Source organism: Pleionea litopenaei, from assembly GCF_031198435.1.
GTDB lineage: Bacteria > Pseudomonadota > Gammaproteobacteria > Enterobacterales > Kangiellaceae > Pleionea > Pleionea litopenaei.
Window position 1 is genome coordinate 19,409 of the sequence record NZ_CP133548.1, and the last position, 18,142, is coordinate 37,550.

At 39.8% G+C, this 18,142-nt stretch carries 13 protein-coding genes; 8 read left to right on the top strand and 5 right to left on the bottom strand.

Annotated features, from left to right (window positions below):
* Position 1: 1 nt before the first annotated feature.
* Together Q9312_RS00035 and Q9312_RS00040 are read left to right on the top strand one after the other, a co-directional pair.
* A complete protein-coding gene (locus tag Q9312_RS00035; protein ID WP_309202474.1) occupies positions 2 to 955 on the top strand; it encodes a TauD/TfdA family dioxygenase in 954 nt (317 codons plus the stop codon).
* Between the two features lie 28 nt (positions 956 to 983).
* A complete protein-coding gene (locus tag Q9312_RS00040; protein WP_309202475.1) occupies positions 984 to 1,949 on the top strand; it encodes a TauD/TfdA family dioxygenase in 966 nt (321 codons plus the stop codon).
* A gap of 89 nt (positions 1,950 to 2,038) precedes the next feature.
* On the opposite strand, the gene Q9312_RS00045 is transcribed toward Q9312_RS00040, so the two are convergent.
* Together Q9312_RS00045 and Q9312_RS00050 are read right to left on the bottom strand one after the other, a co-directional pair.
* Positions 2,039 to 3,352, bottom strand: a complete 1,314-nt coding sequence (locus tag Q9312_RS00045) for a sensor histidine kinase (RefSeq protein WP_309202476.1) — start codon at positions 3,350 to 3,352, stop codon at positions 2,039 to 2,041.
* A gap of 8 nt (positions 3,353 to 3,360) precedes the next feature.
* Complete coding sequence (locus tag Q9312_RS00050) at positions 3,361 to 4,734, bottom strand: sigma-54-dependent transcriptional regulator (protein WP_309202477.1); 1,374 nt, start codon at positions 4,732 to 4,734, stop codon at positions 3,361 to 3,363.
* 225 nt (positions 4,735 to 4,959) lie between these two features.
* Here Q9312_RS00050 and Q9312_RS00055 point away from each other — a divergent pair, with 225 nt between their 5' ends.
* From Q9312_RS00055 to Q9312_RS00070, 4 genes are all read left to right on the top strand, one after another.
* Entirely contained in the window at positions 4,960 to 6,219 is a 1,260-nt protein-coding gene (locus Q9312_RS00055; RefSeq protein ID WP_309202478.1) for an efflux RND transporter periplasmic adaptor subunit, read from the top strand.
* Between the two features lie 14 nt (positions 6,220 to 6,233).
* Entirely contained in the window at positions 6,234 to 6,938 is a 705-nt protein-coding gene (locus Q9312_RS00060; protein ID WP_309202479.1) for an ABC transporter ATP-binding protein, read from the top strand.
* Positions 6,928 to 9,342, top strand: coding sequence for an ABC transporter permease (locus Q9312_RS00065; RefSeq protein WP_309202480.1), 2,415 nt, complete (start codon positions 6,928 to 6,930; stop codon positions 9,340 to 9,342). The genes Q9312_RS00060 and Q9312_RS00065 overlap by 11 nt, the downstream gene beginning before the upstream one ends.
* A 174-nt stretch (positions 9,343 to 9,516) precedes the next feature.
* A complete protein-coding gene (locus Q9312_RS00070) occupies positions 9,517 to 10,038 on the top strand; it encodes a TlpA family protein disulfide reductase (protein ID WP_309202481.1) in 522 nt (173 codons plus the stop codon).
* An 82-nt stretch (positions 10,039 to 10,120) separates the two neighbouring features.
* Here the strand turns inward: Q9312_RS00070 and Q9312_RS00075 are convergent, their stop codons facing one another.
* Positions 10,121 to 10,594: a hypothetical protein gene (locus Q9312_RS00075; protein ID WP_309202482.1), complete on the bottom strand. Its 474-nt coding sequence runs from the start codon at positions 10,592 to 10,594 to the stop codon at positions 10,121 to 10,123.
* A gap of 98 nt (positions 10,595 to 10,692) precedes the next feature.
* The gene (locus Q9312_RS00080) at positions 10,693 to 11,160 is read right to left on the bottom strand and encodes a hypothetical protein (protein ID WP_309202483.1); all 468 of its coding nucleotides are present in this window, start codon (positions 11,158 to 11,160) and stop codon (positions 10,693 to 10,695) included.
* A gap of 582 nt (positions 11,161 to 11,742) precedes the next feature.
* Here Q9312_RS00080 and Q9312_RS00085 point away from each other — a divergent pair.
* Entirely contained in the window at positions 11,743 to 12,339 is a 597-nt protein-coding gene (locus Q9312_RS00085; RefSeq protein WP_309202484.1) for a hypothetical protein, read from the top strand.
* On the opposite strand, the gene Q9312_RS00090 is transcribed toward Q9312_RS00085, so the two are convergent.
* Complete coding sequence (locus Q9312_RS00090) at positions 12,336 to 14,324, bottom strand: tetratricopeptide repeat protein (protein ID WP_309202485.1); 1,989 nt, start codon at positions 14,322 to 14,324, stop codon at positions 12,336 to 12,338. The genes Q9312_RS00085 and Q9312_RS00090 overlap by 4 nt on opposite strands.
* A gap of 688 nt (positions 14,325 to 15,012) precedes the next feature.
* On the opposite strand from Q9312_RS00090, the gene Q9312_RS00095 reads away from it, so the two are divergent.
* Positions 15,013 to 17,943 (top strand): reprolysin-like metallopeptidase, encoded by a 2,931-nt coding sequence (locus tag Q9312_RS00095; RefSeq protein ID WP_309202486.1) that lies wholly within the window; start codon positions 15,013 to 15,015, stop codon positions 17,941 to 17,943.
* The last annotated feature ends 199 nt before the right edge of the window (positions 17,944 to 18,142 follow it).

The window sequence follows — 18,142 nt, forward strand, 5'->3', positions numbered from 1 at the left end:
ATTGTTTACTATTTCATTAGAAGAAATTCCAGGATTACCGGTAGTAAAGCCTGGGGAAAAATATGAGGGAATTGACCACTCGAGTTTCTACCGCTCTATCGCTAGTGAAATCTCACCGATCATTGAACAATACGGCGGCGTTTTAATGCGAGGGTTTAAGATAGACTCAGAAGCTGCGTTTCAAGACTTTATGAGTGCAATTCCAGAGCAGCAATTGGATTATATCGATGGTAATTCTCCACGAACGAAATTAATTGGAAAAGTGTATACCTCAACTGAATATCCAAAAGAATATGAGCTTTCAATGCATAACGAGTTATCTTACTCGAACAATTGGCCAAAAATGTTGTATTTTTGTTGCGTTACCGAGCCTCTTGAAGGTGGCCATACGTTGATTGCAGATTGCAGAAAAGTATTAAAAGAACTAGATCCTGATTTGGTTGATAAGTTCGCTAAGAATAAAGTTAAGTATACTCGGTATCTGCATGGTGGATTCGGCTTGGGATCTTCATGGCAAAAAACGTTTGAAGTATCATCAAAAGATGAAGCAGAGCAATGCTGTAAGGATCTAGATATCGATTTTGAATGGGACGACGATGATGGTCTAATGATATCGCAAATCGGGCCGGGAGTAGCAAGGCATAGAACCACGAATGAGTTAGTCTGGTTTAATCAAGCGGATCAATTTCATTTATATAATCTTCCTGATGAGATACAAGAAGGCATCTTAGCTCTTACTGAAGGTGACAAGCGAAAGTATCCTACTTACGCATATTTTGGTAATGGGGAAGAAATAGACACTCGCTTGTTAAAGGAGGTTCGTTCGGTTTTTAAAAAGAACACAATAGTATTTCCATGGAAAAAAGGCGACTTGATGATCATCGATAATCAGCTTATGGCGCATGGAAGGTCTCCCTTTAATTGTGAGCGAAAGATTTTAGTAAGCATGACATAAAAATTTAAGAGAATATTAGAGGATTGAAATGACAAATTTAAAGATTTCTATTGATGATCTCGAGCCAATTGGTGGACTCCCTTTGTTATTTAATGTAGATACTGAAGGTAAGCGAACTATGGACTGGCTTTCGGAGAACAAGTCACAGATTCAAGACTTGATTTCTAAGAATGGTGCATTGTTACTTCGCGGTTTAAAGATAATTAGTAGTAAGCAATTTGGTGATGCTTTAGAAACTATATTTGATGGTAAGTTAATCGAATATAAATATCGATCAACCCCAAGAACGGGTCTTCGAGGCAACGTTTATACTGCTACAGAATATCCATCGAACGAAGTTATAGCGCAACACAATGAAAATGCCTACTCGAGAAGCTGGCCAAATCGAATTGGATTATTTTGTATGCTGCCAGCTCAAGAAGGAGGTGAAACCCCAATAAGCGACAGTCGATTGATTTATGAGCGTCTACCAGAAGAGGTCCGATTGAAGTTTGAAGAAAAAGGTATAATGTATGTGAGAAATTACTCAGATATGGACCTACCATGGACCGAAGTATTTCAAACTGAAGATAGAGCAGAGGTTGAGCAGTATTGTGTCGACAATGAATTGCAATTTGAATGGAAAGATAATAATGCATTAAGAACGGTTCAAGTTAACCCTGCGGTTGCATTTCATCCGGTTACTAACGAAAAAATATGGTTTAATCAGGCACATTTATTTCACATTTCAAATATCGCTCCAGAGATGAGAGATGTATTGATTGATTCATTAGGAGAAGAAAATTTGCCTAGAAATACATTCTATGGTGACGGGGAACCAATTGAAGAAGACGTATTAAACATGATTCGTGACCTATATGAAAAAACTAAGATTAAGTTTCAATGGCAGAAAAATGATTTACTGTTACTTGATAATATGTTGTTCACTCATGGAAGAGAATCATTTGTCGGTGAACGCCGAGTTTTGGCTGGGATGGCCTGCCCAAATAGATAGTATGTACGACCGCTGACAGTCACTGAGTTTTTCTGCTCTAGTTAATTTGAGCAGGATACTCAGTATTTTTAGCGCCCAGTTCAGTGCCCCTAAAAGATTATTCGAAATCCAGCACCTTGATTGGAGCGTAACTTCACGTTATCAAGCAGCACTAGATCACCTCCAAGATTAATCATAATTTGTTTGGCGAGGGCAAGCCCAATGCCGGAACCATTTGGTTTTGTCGTAAAAAATGGCACAAATATTTGTTCTCTTGACGAATCTTCAACACCTTGACCTGAATCAATAATGTCCAGTATTAAATTTGTAGAGGACTTTATTGTAATGGAGATCGAGATAAGTTGTTTATTACTTGACTGTTCGACGGCCTCAATGGCATTGACAATCAAATTAATTAACACTTGTTCGAGCTGTGCAGGGTCCGTCATAAGCCAATAAGTGTTTATTCTGTTATTGTACTCTAGTGCAATGTTCTTTGTTTTGAACTCGTTGTTGTAAAGGGTAATAACGTCTTGTACCAATTGACATATATTAACCCTTCTAAACTGCGGAGCAGGGAGACGACTAATTTTAGAATATTGTTTAACGAATTCATTTAGATGAGTGGATCGTCTACTTATTGCTTGTAAAGCACTTGTTAGGTCTGCAGTAGACTGATTGCAGCCAAGATTCATTTCACCTATTATTCTAAGGCATGTATCAGACATTGATTGCAATGGCAGTATTGAATTAGAGATCTCGTGCGTGAGAACTCTGACAAGACGCTTGTAAGCTTGATTTTCTTTGAAATTTAATTCTTTTGTTATCGATTGCAAACTAATTAGGTAATGCTTATAGCCCTGTAGATAAATTATGTGGACAGAAACAGAAAGTATTTCTCGTCTTTCATTTTTGTTCAAAGACAATAGTGACTTAGAAGCGCTGGGAATACTTGTTATTAAGTCTTTAAGCTCTCTAACATCAGACAAATTTATTTGAATCAAGTCTTTCCCTAACAAACGGTTTGACGCCGTGTTATTATGAATTACTTGTAATTGCTCATTGGCCACGATTATTCCAGAATCAATATTCGAAATAATTTCTTTGAGTAACTGATTTTGAGCGTAGTTATCAGAGCGAGTTTTGTGGAACTTCTCTCTTATGTTTTCATAATAAACGTGAGTTTCTTGGTCAAAAGAAAGTCCCAGTAGTCGGTCATTATTTGCTAGAGCTTTTAGTGCATTAGTGACTAGAAATCTACTCCGAAGAATAACACTTACTAATTTAGCTAGAATTAAGCATGTCACTAACATAAGTGCGAAAGTGAGAGGTGTTAATCCTCTATCGACCAGTAAAGCTCCAGTCATTAATGAGCAAGCAATTAATAGACAAGGCCAAATGCAAGTATTAAACAAGTTTGTCATAACAAAACTCATAGCCTATATTTGTCTAATCTGCGATATAATGCACCACGAGTGAGACCTAATGCTTTAGCTGCTTGACTGAGGTTCCCATCAAAATATTGAATTGCTCGCTCTATGGTTCCTTTCTCGACTTCAGATAAATTAAAGGTCTGTATCGGGACTTCGGATTTTTCTTGACTCGATATAACTAAGTCATTAAGTAATATTTGGTTATCTTCAGAGAGAATGACAGAGCGCTCTATTACATGAGACAGCTCGCGTACATTACCTGGCCAAGGATACAACTCAAGTCTTTTAAGGTTGTCTTGGTCGAGCGCTGCTTGTCGGCGATATTTTTTATTAAAGTATTCTATATAATAATTTGCGAGAACGGCTATGTCTCCTTTTCGCTCTCGAAGCGGAGGCAGTTTTAGTTCTATAGTATTTATCCGATATAACAAATCATGTCTAAAGGATTCTTCATGAACCTTCTTTAGTAGGTCTTCATTGGTTGCACATATTAATCGACAATCGGTATTGATTTTTGTATTACTGCCTAGAGGAGTAATTTGCTTATCCTGTATGACTTTTAAAAGCTTGATTTGTTGAGTTAGTGGTAAGTTACCGATTTCATCTAAAAATAATGTTCCACCATTGGCTAGTTCAAATTTACCAATTCGGTCAATAACAGCATCAGTGAACGCTCCTTTTTTATGACCAAATAGTTCACTTTCAAATAAATTTTCGGAGATGCTTCCCATATCGATGGATATAAATGGTTGATCTCGTCGGGTGCTATTATTGTGAATGGCTCTAGCGGTGAGCTCTTTTCCGGTACCACTTTCGCCAAGAATTAATATATTAGCGTCAGTAATCGCAACTTTACTTATTGTCGCAAAAATATCTTGCATAGGTTTACTTTTGCCAATAAACGGCTGTGAACCGTTCAGTTCTAAACCAAGCCCTGTTTTTGTTCTATTCAGTTGACTTACTGAACGTTTTGATTCGGTGTGTTTTAATCCAGCTGTTAATGTCGCCAACAATTGATCATTCGAAAATGGTTTTTCAAGAAAATCTGATGCTCCAGTTTTAATTGCTTCAATGACTATTGGCATGTCTGCGTAGGCAGTCATCATAACAACAGAAGTATCAGGTGCCATTAAATTGATCTTTTCAAGCCAATAAAATCCCTCTTTTCCACTAATGGCATCTCGAGTGAAATTCATGTCGAGTAATACAACATCAAAATCACTTTGTCTTAAAATATCAGGGATTTTATCTGGATTACTGAGCGTGACTACTTTTTCATAAAATCGCTTTAATAGAAGTTCCATTGACATCAATATGTCTGGATTATCATCGACAACCAGAATTCTTCCCAAAGATTTAGCGTTATCTTCCATTAAATATCTCATTTGCAAATCAATATTTATCGCAATAATAAATATTTAATAATTTTGTTATGTCCATTTTTGGACAGCATACTATTACAAAACCGGACACTTTCCAATACGTATCTATGTTTACTCGCCGCTAACGTAGATTTAATACTGCCTTCGAAGTTGGCATCTAACTTGCTGTAGCTCGTTAACTATTCTAGAACGATCAAAATGCGGCAAGGAGTAACTGTGGATCGAAAAATTGAGCGTACGAAAAAAAATATTCTATTGAGAAAGCCATCGATAATCATTGCTAGTGCTTTGGCTATTGTACTCATTTATATTTCAGTTGATGCTTTTTCTAGTTCTCGTAGTCAGCAAGTCGACAAGCGGTCAATTCTGATAAATCAAGTGCAGCAAGGAGCATTTGTTGATTCGATTAATGTTAGAGGATTAATTACTCCAAAGACAACGGTATATCTAGATGCTGTGTCAGGTGGAAGAGTAGAGGAGATATATATCGAGCATGGTGCGATTGTAAAGGAAGGTCAGCCTTTACTTAAACTCTCCAATTCTGCATTGCAATTAGACGTAATCAGTCGGGAAGCTCAAATTTCTGAACAGTTGAACTTTTTGAGAAATACGCAAATGACTGCAGAAACAAATCGTTTAGCATTGAAGCGCGAGCTTCTCGATAATGACAAGGAAATAGCACAGCTAAAACGCGAGCTTAAAGCTTCTAATGAATTATTTAAGAGAAATCTAATAGCTAAAGATGATGTGGAAAAACTAGAGATTGATTTGAATTATTATATAGAAAGAAAAAAAATTAATATTCAAAGACAGGAGCAAGAAGAGAAAATACGTGAAGTTCAGATTAAACAATTAGAAGAAAGTGCTATTACGTTACAATCAAATTTGAAATTTGCTCGAAAAAATCTAGAAAATCTATTAGTTACAGCACCAGTTGATGGATATCTCAGTGATTTAGATGTTGACCTAGGAGAGTCAAAGTCCGCAGGAGAGCGCTTGGGACAAATAGATATACCTAATGAATACAAAGTGTTAGCTAGTATTGATGAATTCTATTTGAACCTATTATCTATTGATATGCCGGTAAGTATTGAATTAAATGGCGAAAAAATTGAAGCAAAAATTAATAAAATTGACAGTCGAGTGAATAGTGGGCGTTTTACCATTGAAGTTTATATTCCACAAGCAGCTGTAAATAATACCGCATTAAAAAGAGGGCAAAGTGTGGATCTCGATGTGTTTCTTAGTGCTGGAACTGAAAATGCTTTATTAGTTAAGCGAGGCGCATTTGTTAATGAAACTGGTGGGAATTGGATCTTCGTGGTAAAGGGCAATACTGCAACTAAGCGAGCTATAAAACTTGGTAGAAAAAATCAAGATTATTATATGGTTGAAGATGGTTTGTCAGATGGCGATCAAATCATTACTTCTAGTTACGATTTATTCAGCAATGCAGAATCATTAATTTTAAAATAAATAGGGATGAAATCATGATTACGTTAAAAAACCTTAGTAAAATATACAGGACCGAAGATATCGAAACCACAGCGCTTAATGACATTAATTTAGTGGTAAATTCAGGTGATTTTCTGGCGATAATGGGTCCCTCAGGTTGCGGAAAGTCGACTCTTTTATCGATACTCGGTATGTTAGAGAGCCACACCAGTGGTGAATACCTTTTTCTTGATGAAGACTTAACAGGAAAAAGTGAACACAATCTATCTGAGATTCGCAAGAGTAATATTGGTTTTATCTTTCAGAGTTTTAATCTGATTGATGATTTAACTGTATTCGAAAATGTAGTTTTGCCATTACAGTATTTAGGTGTTCCTAAAGAAGAACGAGAACAGAGAACTGAGGCTATTCTAAAGCGAGTGGGCATCGATCACCGAGCTAATCATTTGCCTCAATTTTTGTCTGGCGGGCAACAGCAGAGAGTGGCAGTCGCTAGAGCGCTCGTGATTAACCCTAAAGTCGTTCTTGCAGACGAACCAACTGGAAACTTGGACTCCAAGAATGGGGAAGATGTCATGCAGTTATTACGCGACTTGAATAGCGAGGGGACCACCGTGATCATGGTTACTCACTCGGAGGTTGATGCGCAATATGGAAATCGAATTGTACGTCTTTTTGATGGGAAAATAATAGCCGAGCATTCAGAAAAACAGGTTAAAGAGGTGGATTATGCAGAGTAATAGTCTTATTCAGAATTATTTTTTAGCTGCATATCGCTCACTGACTAAGGACAAAGTTAATTTAGTACTAACTATTTTAGGATTGAGCTTTGGGTTATGTGCATCTCTTTTGGTGATAATTTATGCTATTAACGAAAGCTCTTACGATAAGTTTCAACCCAACAGTGAAACCACATATCGAGTGGTTCAACACCACGTGCCTTCGAGTTCTGATTATCCGTTAACAACACCCAGAGCAGATCAGCATATCAGAAAGATTCCCGGAGTAGAGGATGTCTTTACTTTGATTCGTACTCAATGGATCTTTAATAGCAAAGTTAAAATCGGAGATATGTTTTTCAATTTGGATCATTTACAAGGTGCTCCAGAAAATATCAATGATTTTGTAAAAATTGAAACGATTGATGGCGATTTAGTCAAAGTACTAGCCGAGCCTGATTACATTGCCCTTTCAGAGTCTGAAGCTAATCGATTATATGGTACAACTGATGCCGTTGGTAAGACTATGTTATTTGTTAAATATGATGTAACTCTTACTGTTGGAGCTGTGTTCAAAGATTTGCCTGACAACACTCACTTTGCAATCGAGTCAATGTTGTCTTCTAAACCTTATATGAGAGCGAGGGGGAACCATTCGTTTACTTATATTCGTATGTCTGAAAATGCCGATAAGGATTTAATTGAGAAAGAGCTTACTAGAATTTATGCGGAGCTTTGGAATTGGGACCCAAAAGAACTTACATTTTATTTACAACCGATGCTTGATATTCATTTAGATGATAATTTAATGAACGATATGAAGTTTGGGGGCTCCAAACAGTCGCTAAATATTGCGATAATATTAAGTTTATTATTATTACTAATTTCAAGTTTTAATTATATCAATATGAGCGTTGCGCAAGCAGGAATGCGAGCAAAAGAAGTAGGCGTGCGTAAAGTTCTAGGCGCTTCGCGTAGGCAAATAATTACTCAGTTTTTAAGTGAGTCAGTTGCGATTGTAATCATTGCAACGTTAATCGCATCTTGCTTAGTTGAGTTGTTGTTACCTGAGTTTAGTAATTTGGTTAGTCGGGATCTAACGATTGACGATTGGTTAGTTTATGCCGTTTGTGTAGTTTTAGGTGCTGTCTTGGTCGGTGTGGCCTCTGGTTTGTATCCGGCTTTGTTTATTTCATCTTACAATACTCGGCAAGTTTTGAGTGGAGATCTACAAAGAGGAAAGACCGCGGTTACTGTTCGCAAAATACTAATGATATTTCAGTCTGGATTTTCGATCGCATTAATCATTGGTGCGATAACCCTTTATTCTCAGGTTAACTTTTTGAAAGACTTGCCAGTTAATTATGAGAAAGAGAATCGGCTTCGTATTACAGATGCTCCAGAGCAACTAATATATTCTCCAGAGAGCGCTGCATTGTTTAATGATATGATGCAAATTGAAGGCGTGATTTCTGCTACACCTGCTGATTTTGAACTAACCAAGTCAACTTATGCAGGGATATCAAATGTGCTGATTTCTGGTGTTGACTCGTTTACAAATGAAGTTGCTTATGGAGGTGTCGGCTTTGATGCAGTTAAGACATTGGGCTTAACTCTAATAACTGGTCGTGATTTCACGCGTGACCATGCTTCTGATTGGTTTAACCCCGAAACGAATAGTGCCTCCATATTAATTCCTGAGTCACTTTTGACTGCGGCAGGCTACGACAATCCAGAGCAAGCGTTAGGTAAAGTTTGGCAATTTAACGCTGGACGAGTGAATGATTTGCAGGGGAGAGTGGTAGGTGTTTTTAAGGATGTCAAAATAGGATCATCCAAAGAGCGTTCCTTACCCGTTGTTTTTGCTGCGGGTTTACCCGCATCGGGCGTAAACTCAGTGGTAATTAATGTTGTAGATAGCCGAGATCCATTATTACTGCAACGCCTAACCCAGTTTATAAAAACTCGACTTGATGTCAATCCTGTGAATATTGAGGTAGTTTCAGATAAATATGAAATGATTTATAGAGAAGAGAATAATTTAACTCGTTTAGTAACTATCTTTTCGATGTTGGCGGTTTTCTTAACCTGCGTAGGAATGTTTGGGTTGACAGCCTTTAATACACAACGACGTAGTCGTGAAGTGGCCATACGTAAAGTTTTAGGCGCTTCAAGGATGAGTTTGGTTAAGTTACTGACAAAGGAAGCCTTAGTTCTCTCCTTGGTCAGCGTGATCCTGTCTTTTCCCTGCGCATTTTGGGCGGTAGACAGTTGGCTAAGTCATTATAATGATCGTATAAGCCAGTCGCCTTGGATATATTTATTTTCCCTAGTTACGGTGTTAACCATAACTTGGGTGACTATTTCTTATATAGCTTTTAAAACGGCAAGTTCCCGGCCGTCGAATGTTCTAAGAGCTGAGTAGATACAAATCAATTGCGGCTTAGTAGGGCTGAGCCGCAGTTTCACTACAAGAGTGTCAAAATTAAATATTTCGTTTTCGTCAGTCTTAGCTGGATTAACCCCCGTGAAATAAATTACACTACCGCAACTAAATAATTTCGTTTAGAACAATGTCTTTTCAATGGAGTCTAACAGCATGGTTAGATTGTTATTATTGAGCACATGCTTATTTACGCTAAATGCGTGTGTATCTAAGACAGTCGCGAATAGTCAGCAGACCTCGGCGCCTCTTGAAAAAAGCAAATACCAAACCTTCGTCTCTGCTGGTTCGTCTTTACCACTTACCACAGTGACGACGATAGACGGTGAGGTCATTGATTTTACTCAAGATAAATCGCGTAAGTTGATCATATTATTTGCTACTTGGTGCTCAGACTCTCAGCGAGCCATGAAGGCGTTAAGTCAATCGAGCATGTTGCAAGAAGATGACCTACATATTATTGCCATCGCCCGAGAAAATTCCATCGATGAAGTGCGTCAGTTTAAACAAGACTATAATTTGCCCATCGATTTTGTTGCCGATGTCGATCGCAGTATCTACCAACAATTTGCTGAGGCGGGTATTCCGCGTTTAGTCATGGTCGATGGTAGTAATACGGTGATCGATGCGGTGCTTGCAGAAGGTAGCAATCAGTTGGACTTGATTCATTGGCAGTAAACTAAGTTTATTTGCAAGTTATCCAAAATAAAAAAGCCGACGTTCTGTCGGCTTTTTTATCAAGTGAAGGCTCAACTAGCGCTTAACGTCGCTCATCGTCACGACGCTCTTTGATGTTGCTTGTGATGTTGAGTGACTTCCGATAGTCACGAATCGCGTGCTGTTCGATCAAAATATTCACCGCGGTAAATACTTGATGAATGTCGTCTCCAATAGCTGGCGTTCCACCTCCTGGAGCCGTAGCGAGATTCCAGTGTTCCAATAACTCATTGTAGGCGGGTATATCGTTCGCAAATAGTTCAAAACACCCCGGCCCCCAGGTGACCGGCATGGCACCGCCGTCACCAAAATCAGTGGATCGCGCAGCATTACATTCTGTTGGACCAGCGAAAGGACCGCGATCATCATAATGTGCCGAACTACCAGAGCCGGTGACCGTTGTGTAGTACCAGCCAGGTGATGTAACAGGACCAGCAGCCATAATAGAATTTGCTAGGCCCGTTGCGAGTAACGTAGCTGCGATCATAAGTCGTTTATTCATAAAACGCTTTTTCATACTATTCTCCTAATTCTTTCGTCATACACCGAAATTGAACGACCATTTCCGTGTTGAAATCTTGTTGCCAAAGAAACCAGTTATTTCGGGTAATTCAATTAGCGTTCGCCTTTCTCTTCGGCTTTACGCGGTTGAATATTGCTGACTTTATTCATGGCTTCGCGATAGTTACGGATCGCATGGTGTTCAATCAAAACATTCACTTCACTAAGCACATATTCCATTTCTGCATCAAGGCTGGGCAGCCCAGTGTTAGGGCCAGTTGCTAGATTCCAATGCTCTAGAAGTTCGTTGTAGGCCCAAATATCGTTGTCGTGTAAATAGAAGCAACCTGGACCACCATCCCATGGAATCGAGCCGCCATCACCATAGTCGTTCCAGCGAACAGCATCGCATTCCGCTTTGGTGCTAAAAGGACCATTCCTACCAAATGTTGCCGAGCCACTCGCGTAGCTGACCGTGGTGTAATACCAACCCGGTGAAGAAACCGGCCCGATAGCATCTGCTGATTGGCTGCAAAGTGAGGCCGTTAAAACGATGGCACTGGCAAGTAATGTGGATTTCATAAAAACATCTCCCTGGAGCTTCTTAAGTATTTAGCGGTTAAAGTGAAATAACCCCTGTCTGTGTATTGCTTTCGTATTTCTGACTTGCGATTAATTCGGCAGGTCATTGAGTTCGATACTAAGCTGGCGGGCTAAAAAGGCGAGAAAATTGACTGGACAATCGTGGTTAAATTGCTGGCGCAGTGCCGTATTAGAGCCGGGAAGAAACCTTTTGTTGTTCTTTCAACTCTATGAATTTATTGATAAATATTGGTTTTTACCGAAATTTACCAGAACCCTTACTTAACATCTTGGGCGGCGCACCGCACAATGACCCAACAATGTAAGAATGTCTTGAATTCCCACTGTTTTTATCTCGAATTCGAGTTAGCCATTGCTAAATGAAAGGCTCAGAGAGAATGGCTTAGATGACGTGAGAGTGGCGAACAAACACGGAGAATTAAAGACTGTTTAACAACCTAGTATGGTGTACTTTTTAGACGCAACATCAAATAGGTTCGATATCGAGTAAGCACAACATCAAGTTTTGAAGATAACGTCTGGTTTCAATCGTAACCTAGAGTCGTTACAGGAGAGGAAAGCATGAATAGTAGTCAGTCTAAATCCGCGAATACGAATCGGATCAAAAATCTAACGGCCTCAGTCATACTGATTGGCAGCTTAACCGCAACGTCTTTGCTTCACGCACACAAGTTTCTCTCTGAAATAATTACTGAGGCCAATTTGGGTGCAAATGCCGTGTTTATTACTGTGGCGACTTTTCATCTCACTCAAGAAGACATGACCACCCTAGAGCAAGCTAACCAACCCATTGATTATTTTGTGGAATCGATCCAAGGGTACGATGGGCAACCAAAGGTTGCCATTCGTTCACGACAACGCGAGGTCGAAGAAAGTTGTGAAGCGTCGCAATCGAAAACATGCGGACAATTCGATCATTTCACGCGAGGAAGAGCCGCCGCGCTAAATACTTGTTATGACTTATATCAAGCTGAGCCCGAGGCATACCCCACGGAATTAGTGCCGATGTATTTAGGGCCTGCAACCTTTGTTGATGTCGACACCGCCAGTGATGAGCATCACCTCAACTATCATTTGAGCCAGGGTTTAACCTTTAGCTGTGGTTACGTTACATGGGTCTTAAAAGATAAAGCGAAAGAGTCTCGCTATTCGTATTAATGATGAGCCATGGTCGTTGACGTTTGGTGACTCTTTGAACTGTCTTCGACCGCCATTGAAAGCATCTTAACGTTTTGCATTATACTGTCGAGATGTTGGTTCAGAAGCGAGCGATCTTTTGGAGAGAGCGTCATGTCGGCCAAAATAAAATGACAGGTACCAGCGACGTTTCTCCAGCGTGGATTCAGAGGGATTTTCTCTAAACTTAAATATTTATCGAGCGAACGAGTACGCAAGGTTCCATTATCAATCGATACGGTCCATAGCTTACTTTTCTCAGCAAGTTCAACTCGATTGGTTTTCGTATGTTTTTCCCAGATGGAGACCGCCTCAATCATTGTACTAACCAGCGATTCCCGTAAGATTTGCTTTAACTCACTTTCATTGAATTTTTTGGCTTGTTCTTGTTGCTGTTTGTTGTCAGCGACAGGTTGCACGGTATCACTTGGAGAGTAAATTGCTTTATTTGTCGTATAGTCTTCAGGACTATGCGTTGAAGGTTGATTGTTTGCCTGATCGTGTGAAGAAGAGTTTTGTGATGCAGAGCTTTGTGAAGTTGAAAAGTGATTATTTGCCAGTAAATAAGACTCCAAAACACGGTCGTTAGAATCAAAGGTTTGTGTTGGGTCTGCCGTGAAATCATGGTTTAAGGTTTCACCTAGCGCTATTAGCTGTTGTTGGTGATATTTAATGTTTTGCAGTAACGATTGTTTTTCTTTGTGCTTTTTAAACCAATAGAATACGATAAATCCAATACACAAAATAAGTGCGAGACTTGCAAGTAACACGATGTTGGTTAATCGTTGAATTTTGGTTTGTTGTTCCGCATTCGCTATTTGTTCTAAAGCAAGTTCATGTTCAACCTGTTGCTTTTCAATCGTGACTTGAATGGTTTTTAGGTCAGCGTCAAACTTTTGCGCTAAGAATGCTTCTCGTGTGGATGAGTACTTCTGTAGAAACTGAAGAGCAGTCTTTGGCTGATTGGTTTGATAAGCGTCGCTTAAAATTTTATACAGCTCAGCTTCCTTGGCTAAGTCGTTTTTCTTCTCTGCGTCAATTAATCCACTGTTGGCAAAAACGATAGCTTGGTCATTCTGTCCATTTTGCAAATAGTAATGAGCCCATGACAAATTGAGTTCAAGACGCAGATCAAAGGCACTGTCATTTTGCAGCTCACTGGCTTTGCTTAAAAAGTGCTTTGCCGAGTCAAGTTGTTGCTCTTCGAGTTGCAGTTTTGCAATGTTAATTAAAGCTCGAGCTTGTTCTCCTTTGGAGTTTTTATAGGCAATCGAGTCGGTCGCCTTTTGTTGATAAAAAGCTTTTTTCTGAGCATCATCTAAACGATTGTAGGTGACGGCAAGATCTTCGTAAACATGGGTGATGTTATTAAATACTCGGCGGTCAAAATTGGGCTCTTGAGTGTAATTTAAAAACGTATCGAGCGCTTGTTCATAATAATGAATGGCTTGCTCAGTGTTTTCTAGTTTAGTGTAGATTAAACCGATATTGTTTAAGGTTGTTCCTATCGGATATCGATCGCCTATTTCAAGCTTCAGCGCCAAACTTTTTTGATAAAATTCAAGCGCTGTTCGAAACTCTCCAAGTTGCGATTCAATGAGTCCAACATCATTAAAGCTCTTAGCCAATAAACGATTATCTTGCTGTTGTTCCGCCATGGTTAAGGCTTTGTACAAATGCTGCTTAGAGAGCTCAAAATCTTTCGCAAAATAATATTTTTGTCCCATTTTACGATGCCAGCGATAAGCGGCAATTGGCGAGCGATCAAATGCGCTGCTTTCTCGTGCGGAGGACAGATAGAAACTTTCTTGTTCACTATTGCCCAGTGAGTGATAGATCTCGACCAATGCTAATTGCAATAATAGCTTTTGTTGTTCGATATCTATCGTTGATTGATTCATGTGTTCGACGCTGTCTAGTAATTTATTACAGACTTGTAAAGCATTGTTATAATCGCCGGTTTTCATCACTTGCTCACACGCTTGGTTGGGAGCGACGGTGCTGTCGGAGCTGGTTTGTGACGCGAAGGTGGGTACCTGGAAAGTAGCGAATAAAAAAAATTTTAAGAGAATGATTTTCCAACCCTTTGTAGTTAAGGCGATTGGCATTCTTTTTTTTAAAATATCAAGCAAGGAAGTTTTATAGTTTTGCATAGTCTATTAATGAAGCGTTGCCTATCTAGAAGCGTGGCCTGTTTTATTTATTGTTATTGTTTCAGGTCGTTATTTGCCTGAGACTTCGGCCTCATTATGGCATAACTAAGAAACAAATATTGGTGAATACTCCCGTATTTTGGCTATTGGTATATGAGATGTTTGGGTGGCGTAAGGGGGAAGATAATAAGGGGTAACATAAAAGAAATGATATAAAAGTCGAAGATCGGCGCCTTGCTTCGTTTGAAAATAAATACCTTTGTCCTTCAACCAATCGCGAAAGAGCATACCGCCTGCACCGTCTTAACTTGTAAACGTCAAAGCGATAAAAACGTTGTAGATATAAAACTATATCCATAGCTGAACATTAAGAAAGGCTGATATTCACCGGGAGTATATGGGAGTGAGCAGAAGCAAGTTTAACTTGCCTATGCGAGTAAACCTGTATAATTTAACCTCTATAGTTTGAGATATTTTGATTTTTTTTAATAAGGATTCATTGATGAAGAGACTTCTTCTTTCTGCTCTTGTTGGCTCAGTTTTAGTAACAGGCCACGCAACTCAAGTATACAAGTCTGAGCCCATAAATCGCCTACCTAAACATCTGTCAGGCTTGCCAAAGGAGGCGGTAAAAAGGTACCTCAGTTATGCTGGAAAGTCGCTCAACTACAAAGTGGTCAAGCATGCAAATATCGATTCATTTATGTTGCCACTGCCAAGCGGTGAAGAGGAAATGCGAGTATTAAATCGCGTTCAGCACAGCAATGGTAATGTAACCTTAATTGGATTGCTGCAACTGGATAATTCAGACTATCGTGTGGTTGTCACACTCGGAAAAGATGGTGGCATTGCGGATATTATGGGCCCTAAAGCGCGCTACAGAATTGATATCAGAAACGATGGCTATTGGACGACGGATCTGTCGCATCGCAACATCCTTAACCGCTCTGGCAATGACGATATGATTGAGTCGCTGAGTCAAAACTTATTGAATCGGTACGATTTAACCGCATTGAAGCAACAACGCGAAAACGTTCTGAATAAGCAAGATAATGTACCCAAGTTTCAAAAGAGCTTACTTGCCTTGACTGTCGTAGATACCTATCTCTTATATACGCCAAATATACAAGCAGCATACCCTGGTGAGCTGGCCGAAACATTGATGAATCATGTGGTCGCTGTGACCAATCAAGCGTTTGTCGACAGTGACGTTGAAGTCTACTTACGTTTAGTCGGAACGGATCTGGTGAACTATACAAAGCCAAGTGACTTTAGTGCACTGGATGATCTAGCCGATGCGCTAAATGGTGTATCGATACTTGATCCCTCTCTAGTGAATGTACTTGCCAGACGAAATGAATTAGGTGCTGATTTAGTTTCAATGATTCGTACTCACGATCTCAATGAGCGGGGCGTATGTGGCGTTGCATTTTTTCCGAATACGGAAAGCGATGTATTGATTAATATTTCAAATGTGGGTTCCAGTGGTGGCTCACATTGTTTCGATACCTTTACTCATGAAGTTGGGCATAACTTTGGCGCCGGTCATCAATGGCGAAATGGGCAAAGCGTTGGTTATTTTGATTTTTCTGGCGCGTTGATCAGTTCCGGAAAATTCAACACCATAATGTCATCAATAGGAACCGGAGATATCAATCGAAACTACGGTTTAAATAAGTTCTCTAACCCTGATATACAATGCGCCGGCGTTGCTTGTGGAGATGCGACGTGGGGAAACAATGCCGAAACCATTCGGTTATTAGCACCACAAAACGCTGCCCTAAGAGAATCGATCAGTGAAGTGGAGGTCAACCCTTATCTGCCTAGTCAGACTGACTTAGATAACGACGGTGTGCTTGATGATGTCGATGCATTTCCTTTTGACCCAACCGAGTCGGTCGACACCGACGGTGATGGTGTTGGTGATAATACCGATCAATTTCCGACCGATCCAAATGAATGGATTGACAGCGATGATGATGGCACTGGCAATAATGCAGATCTAGATGACGACAATGATGGCACACCAGATAACGAAGACGATTTGCCACTCGATCCCAATGAGCAGGTTGATAGCGACGGTGATGGAGTAGGTGATAATAGTGATGCTATGCGCTTTGATCCCTTTGAGTTCCGAAATAATGATGGTGATACTCAAGGCAATAGAATTGATAAAGATGACGATAACGATGGTGTGAATGATTTTGCTGACGACTCTGACGCTGGTCGAGCGAAAATGTTCGTGGTGAGCGCAGGGAACGATCGTCTTTTGCAATATGACTTACCAACGAATCAGCTCGATGGTGTTTTGTATCAAGCGCAAACCGGGGCCTACACTATGCGTAGCGATATCAAGTCGAATAATCGGGGCGAGCTGAGAGTTATTGATTTTAGTGACGTAGCCGTTTTTAACCGAGAAGACGCGAGTTACAAAGTATTGGTTGATCGGAGCCAGCTAGGAACAAACTTCCCTGGGCATGTAGAAACCTACTCTTATGACAATAACGATTATCTCTTGATCAGTCATGGATTTGGGAGCTCAGGGCTAAGCTTACATCAACGAGATGGACAATTTTTAAGTGCTTCAAACTACGAAGACGATGTCTTTCGTGATATTGAATTCGTCACATCCGCTGGTATTTGGGTTGCGTCTAGATCATCGAATCAAGTTTTGTTATACCGCTTTCCAAATCTGCAAAAAATTAGTCCTCTTATTACTGATACGCGACTGCAAAAACCTGAGCAATTAGCTATTACACCGCAAGGTGATCTACTGGTTAGTGATGCGGGAAATAACAACATTCATCTAATCAGTTCTATTGGAAATTATATTCGAGTATTTATCACTGGCTCAGATGTTAATTTGGCTTCCATTGGTTGTATGGAGTTTGGCCCCGATGGTTTTCTGTATGTTTGTAGTCGAGAAACCAATCAGATACTCAAGTTTAATGGTAGCACAGGCGCGTTTATTGAAGTTGTTTTGAGTGAACAGCAAGGGCTTATCGATCCTGTTGGCTTAACCTTTGCGGGTGCGGTTTTAGACGATGCTCCTTTTGACTCGACTAATGACAGTGACGGTGATGGCGTGATTAATTCAGACGATGAGATGCCATTAGATCCATCTGAAACTCTTGATAATGATGGCGATGGTATTGGTAATAATGCTGATACAGACGATGACAATGATCAAATGCCAGACACCTATGAAACCCAGTATGGCTTTGATCCTTTCAATGCAGCCGATGCCAATCAAGATGCTGATAGTGACGGGCGTACCAATTTGCAAGAGTACCTAGACAACACTGATCCAACGGATCCTAGCTCTGTGGCCTCATCGGGCGGCGGTGGTGGCGCTTTTGGATTTAGCCTTATTTCTCTATTGTTGATGTCATTGGGTTATCGTCGTAGAACGTGGAACCGTAAGTCTCAATAGTCAATTTATCCGTTTTATTTAATTGAAATGGAAACATAAAGGCAGACAGCAATTTTGCTCTCTGCCTTTTTATTTTTCATTTAAATGGTTTGTTGAAAATTCGTATATCACTAAGCCATTGATTGCCGACAGAGCCAAAATGAGAGAATGAGAGAATAAGAGTTAGCCTTTGTCTGTTGGTTTATAGACTCGTCTATAA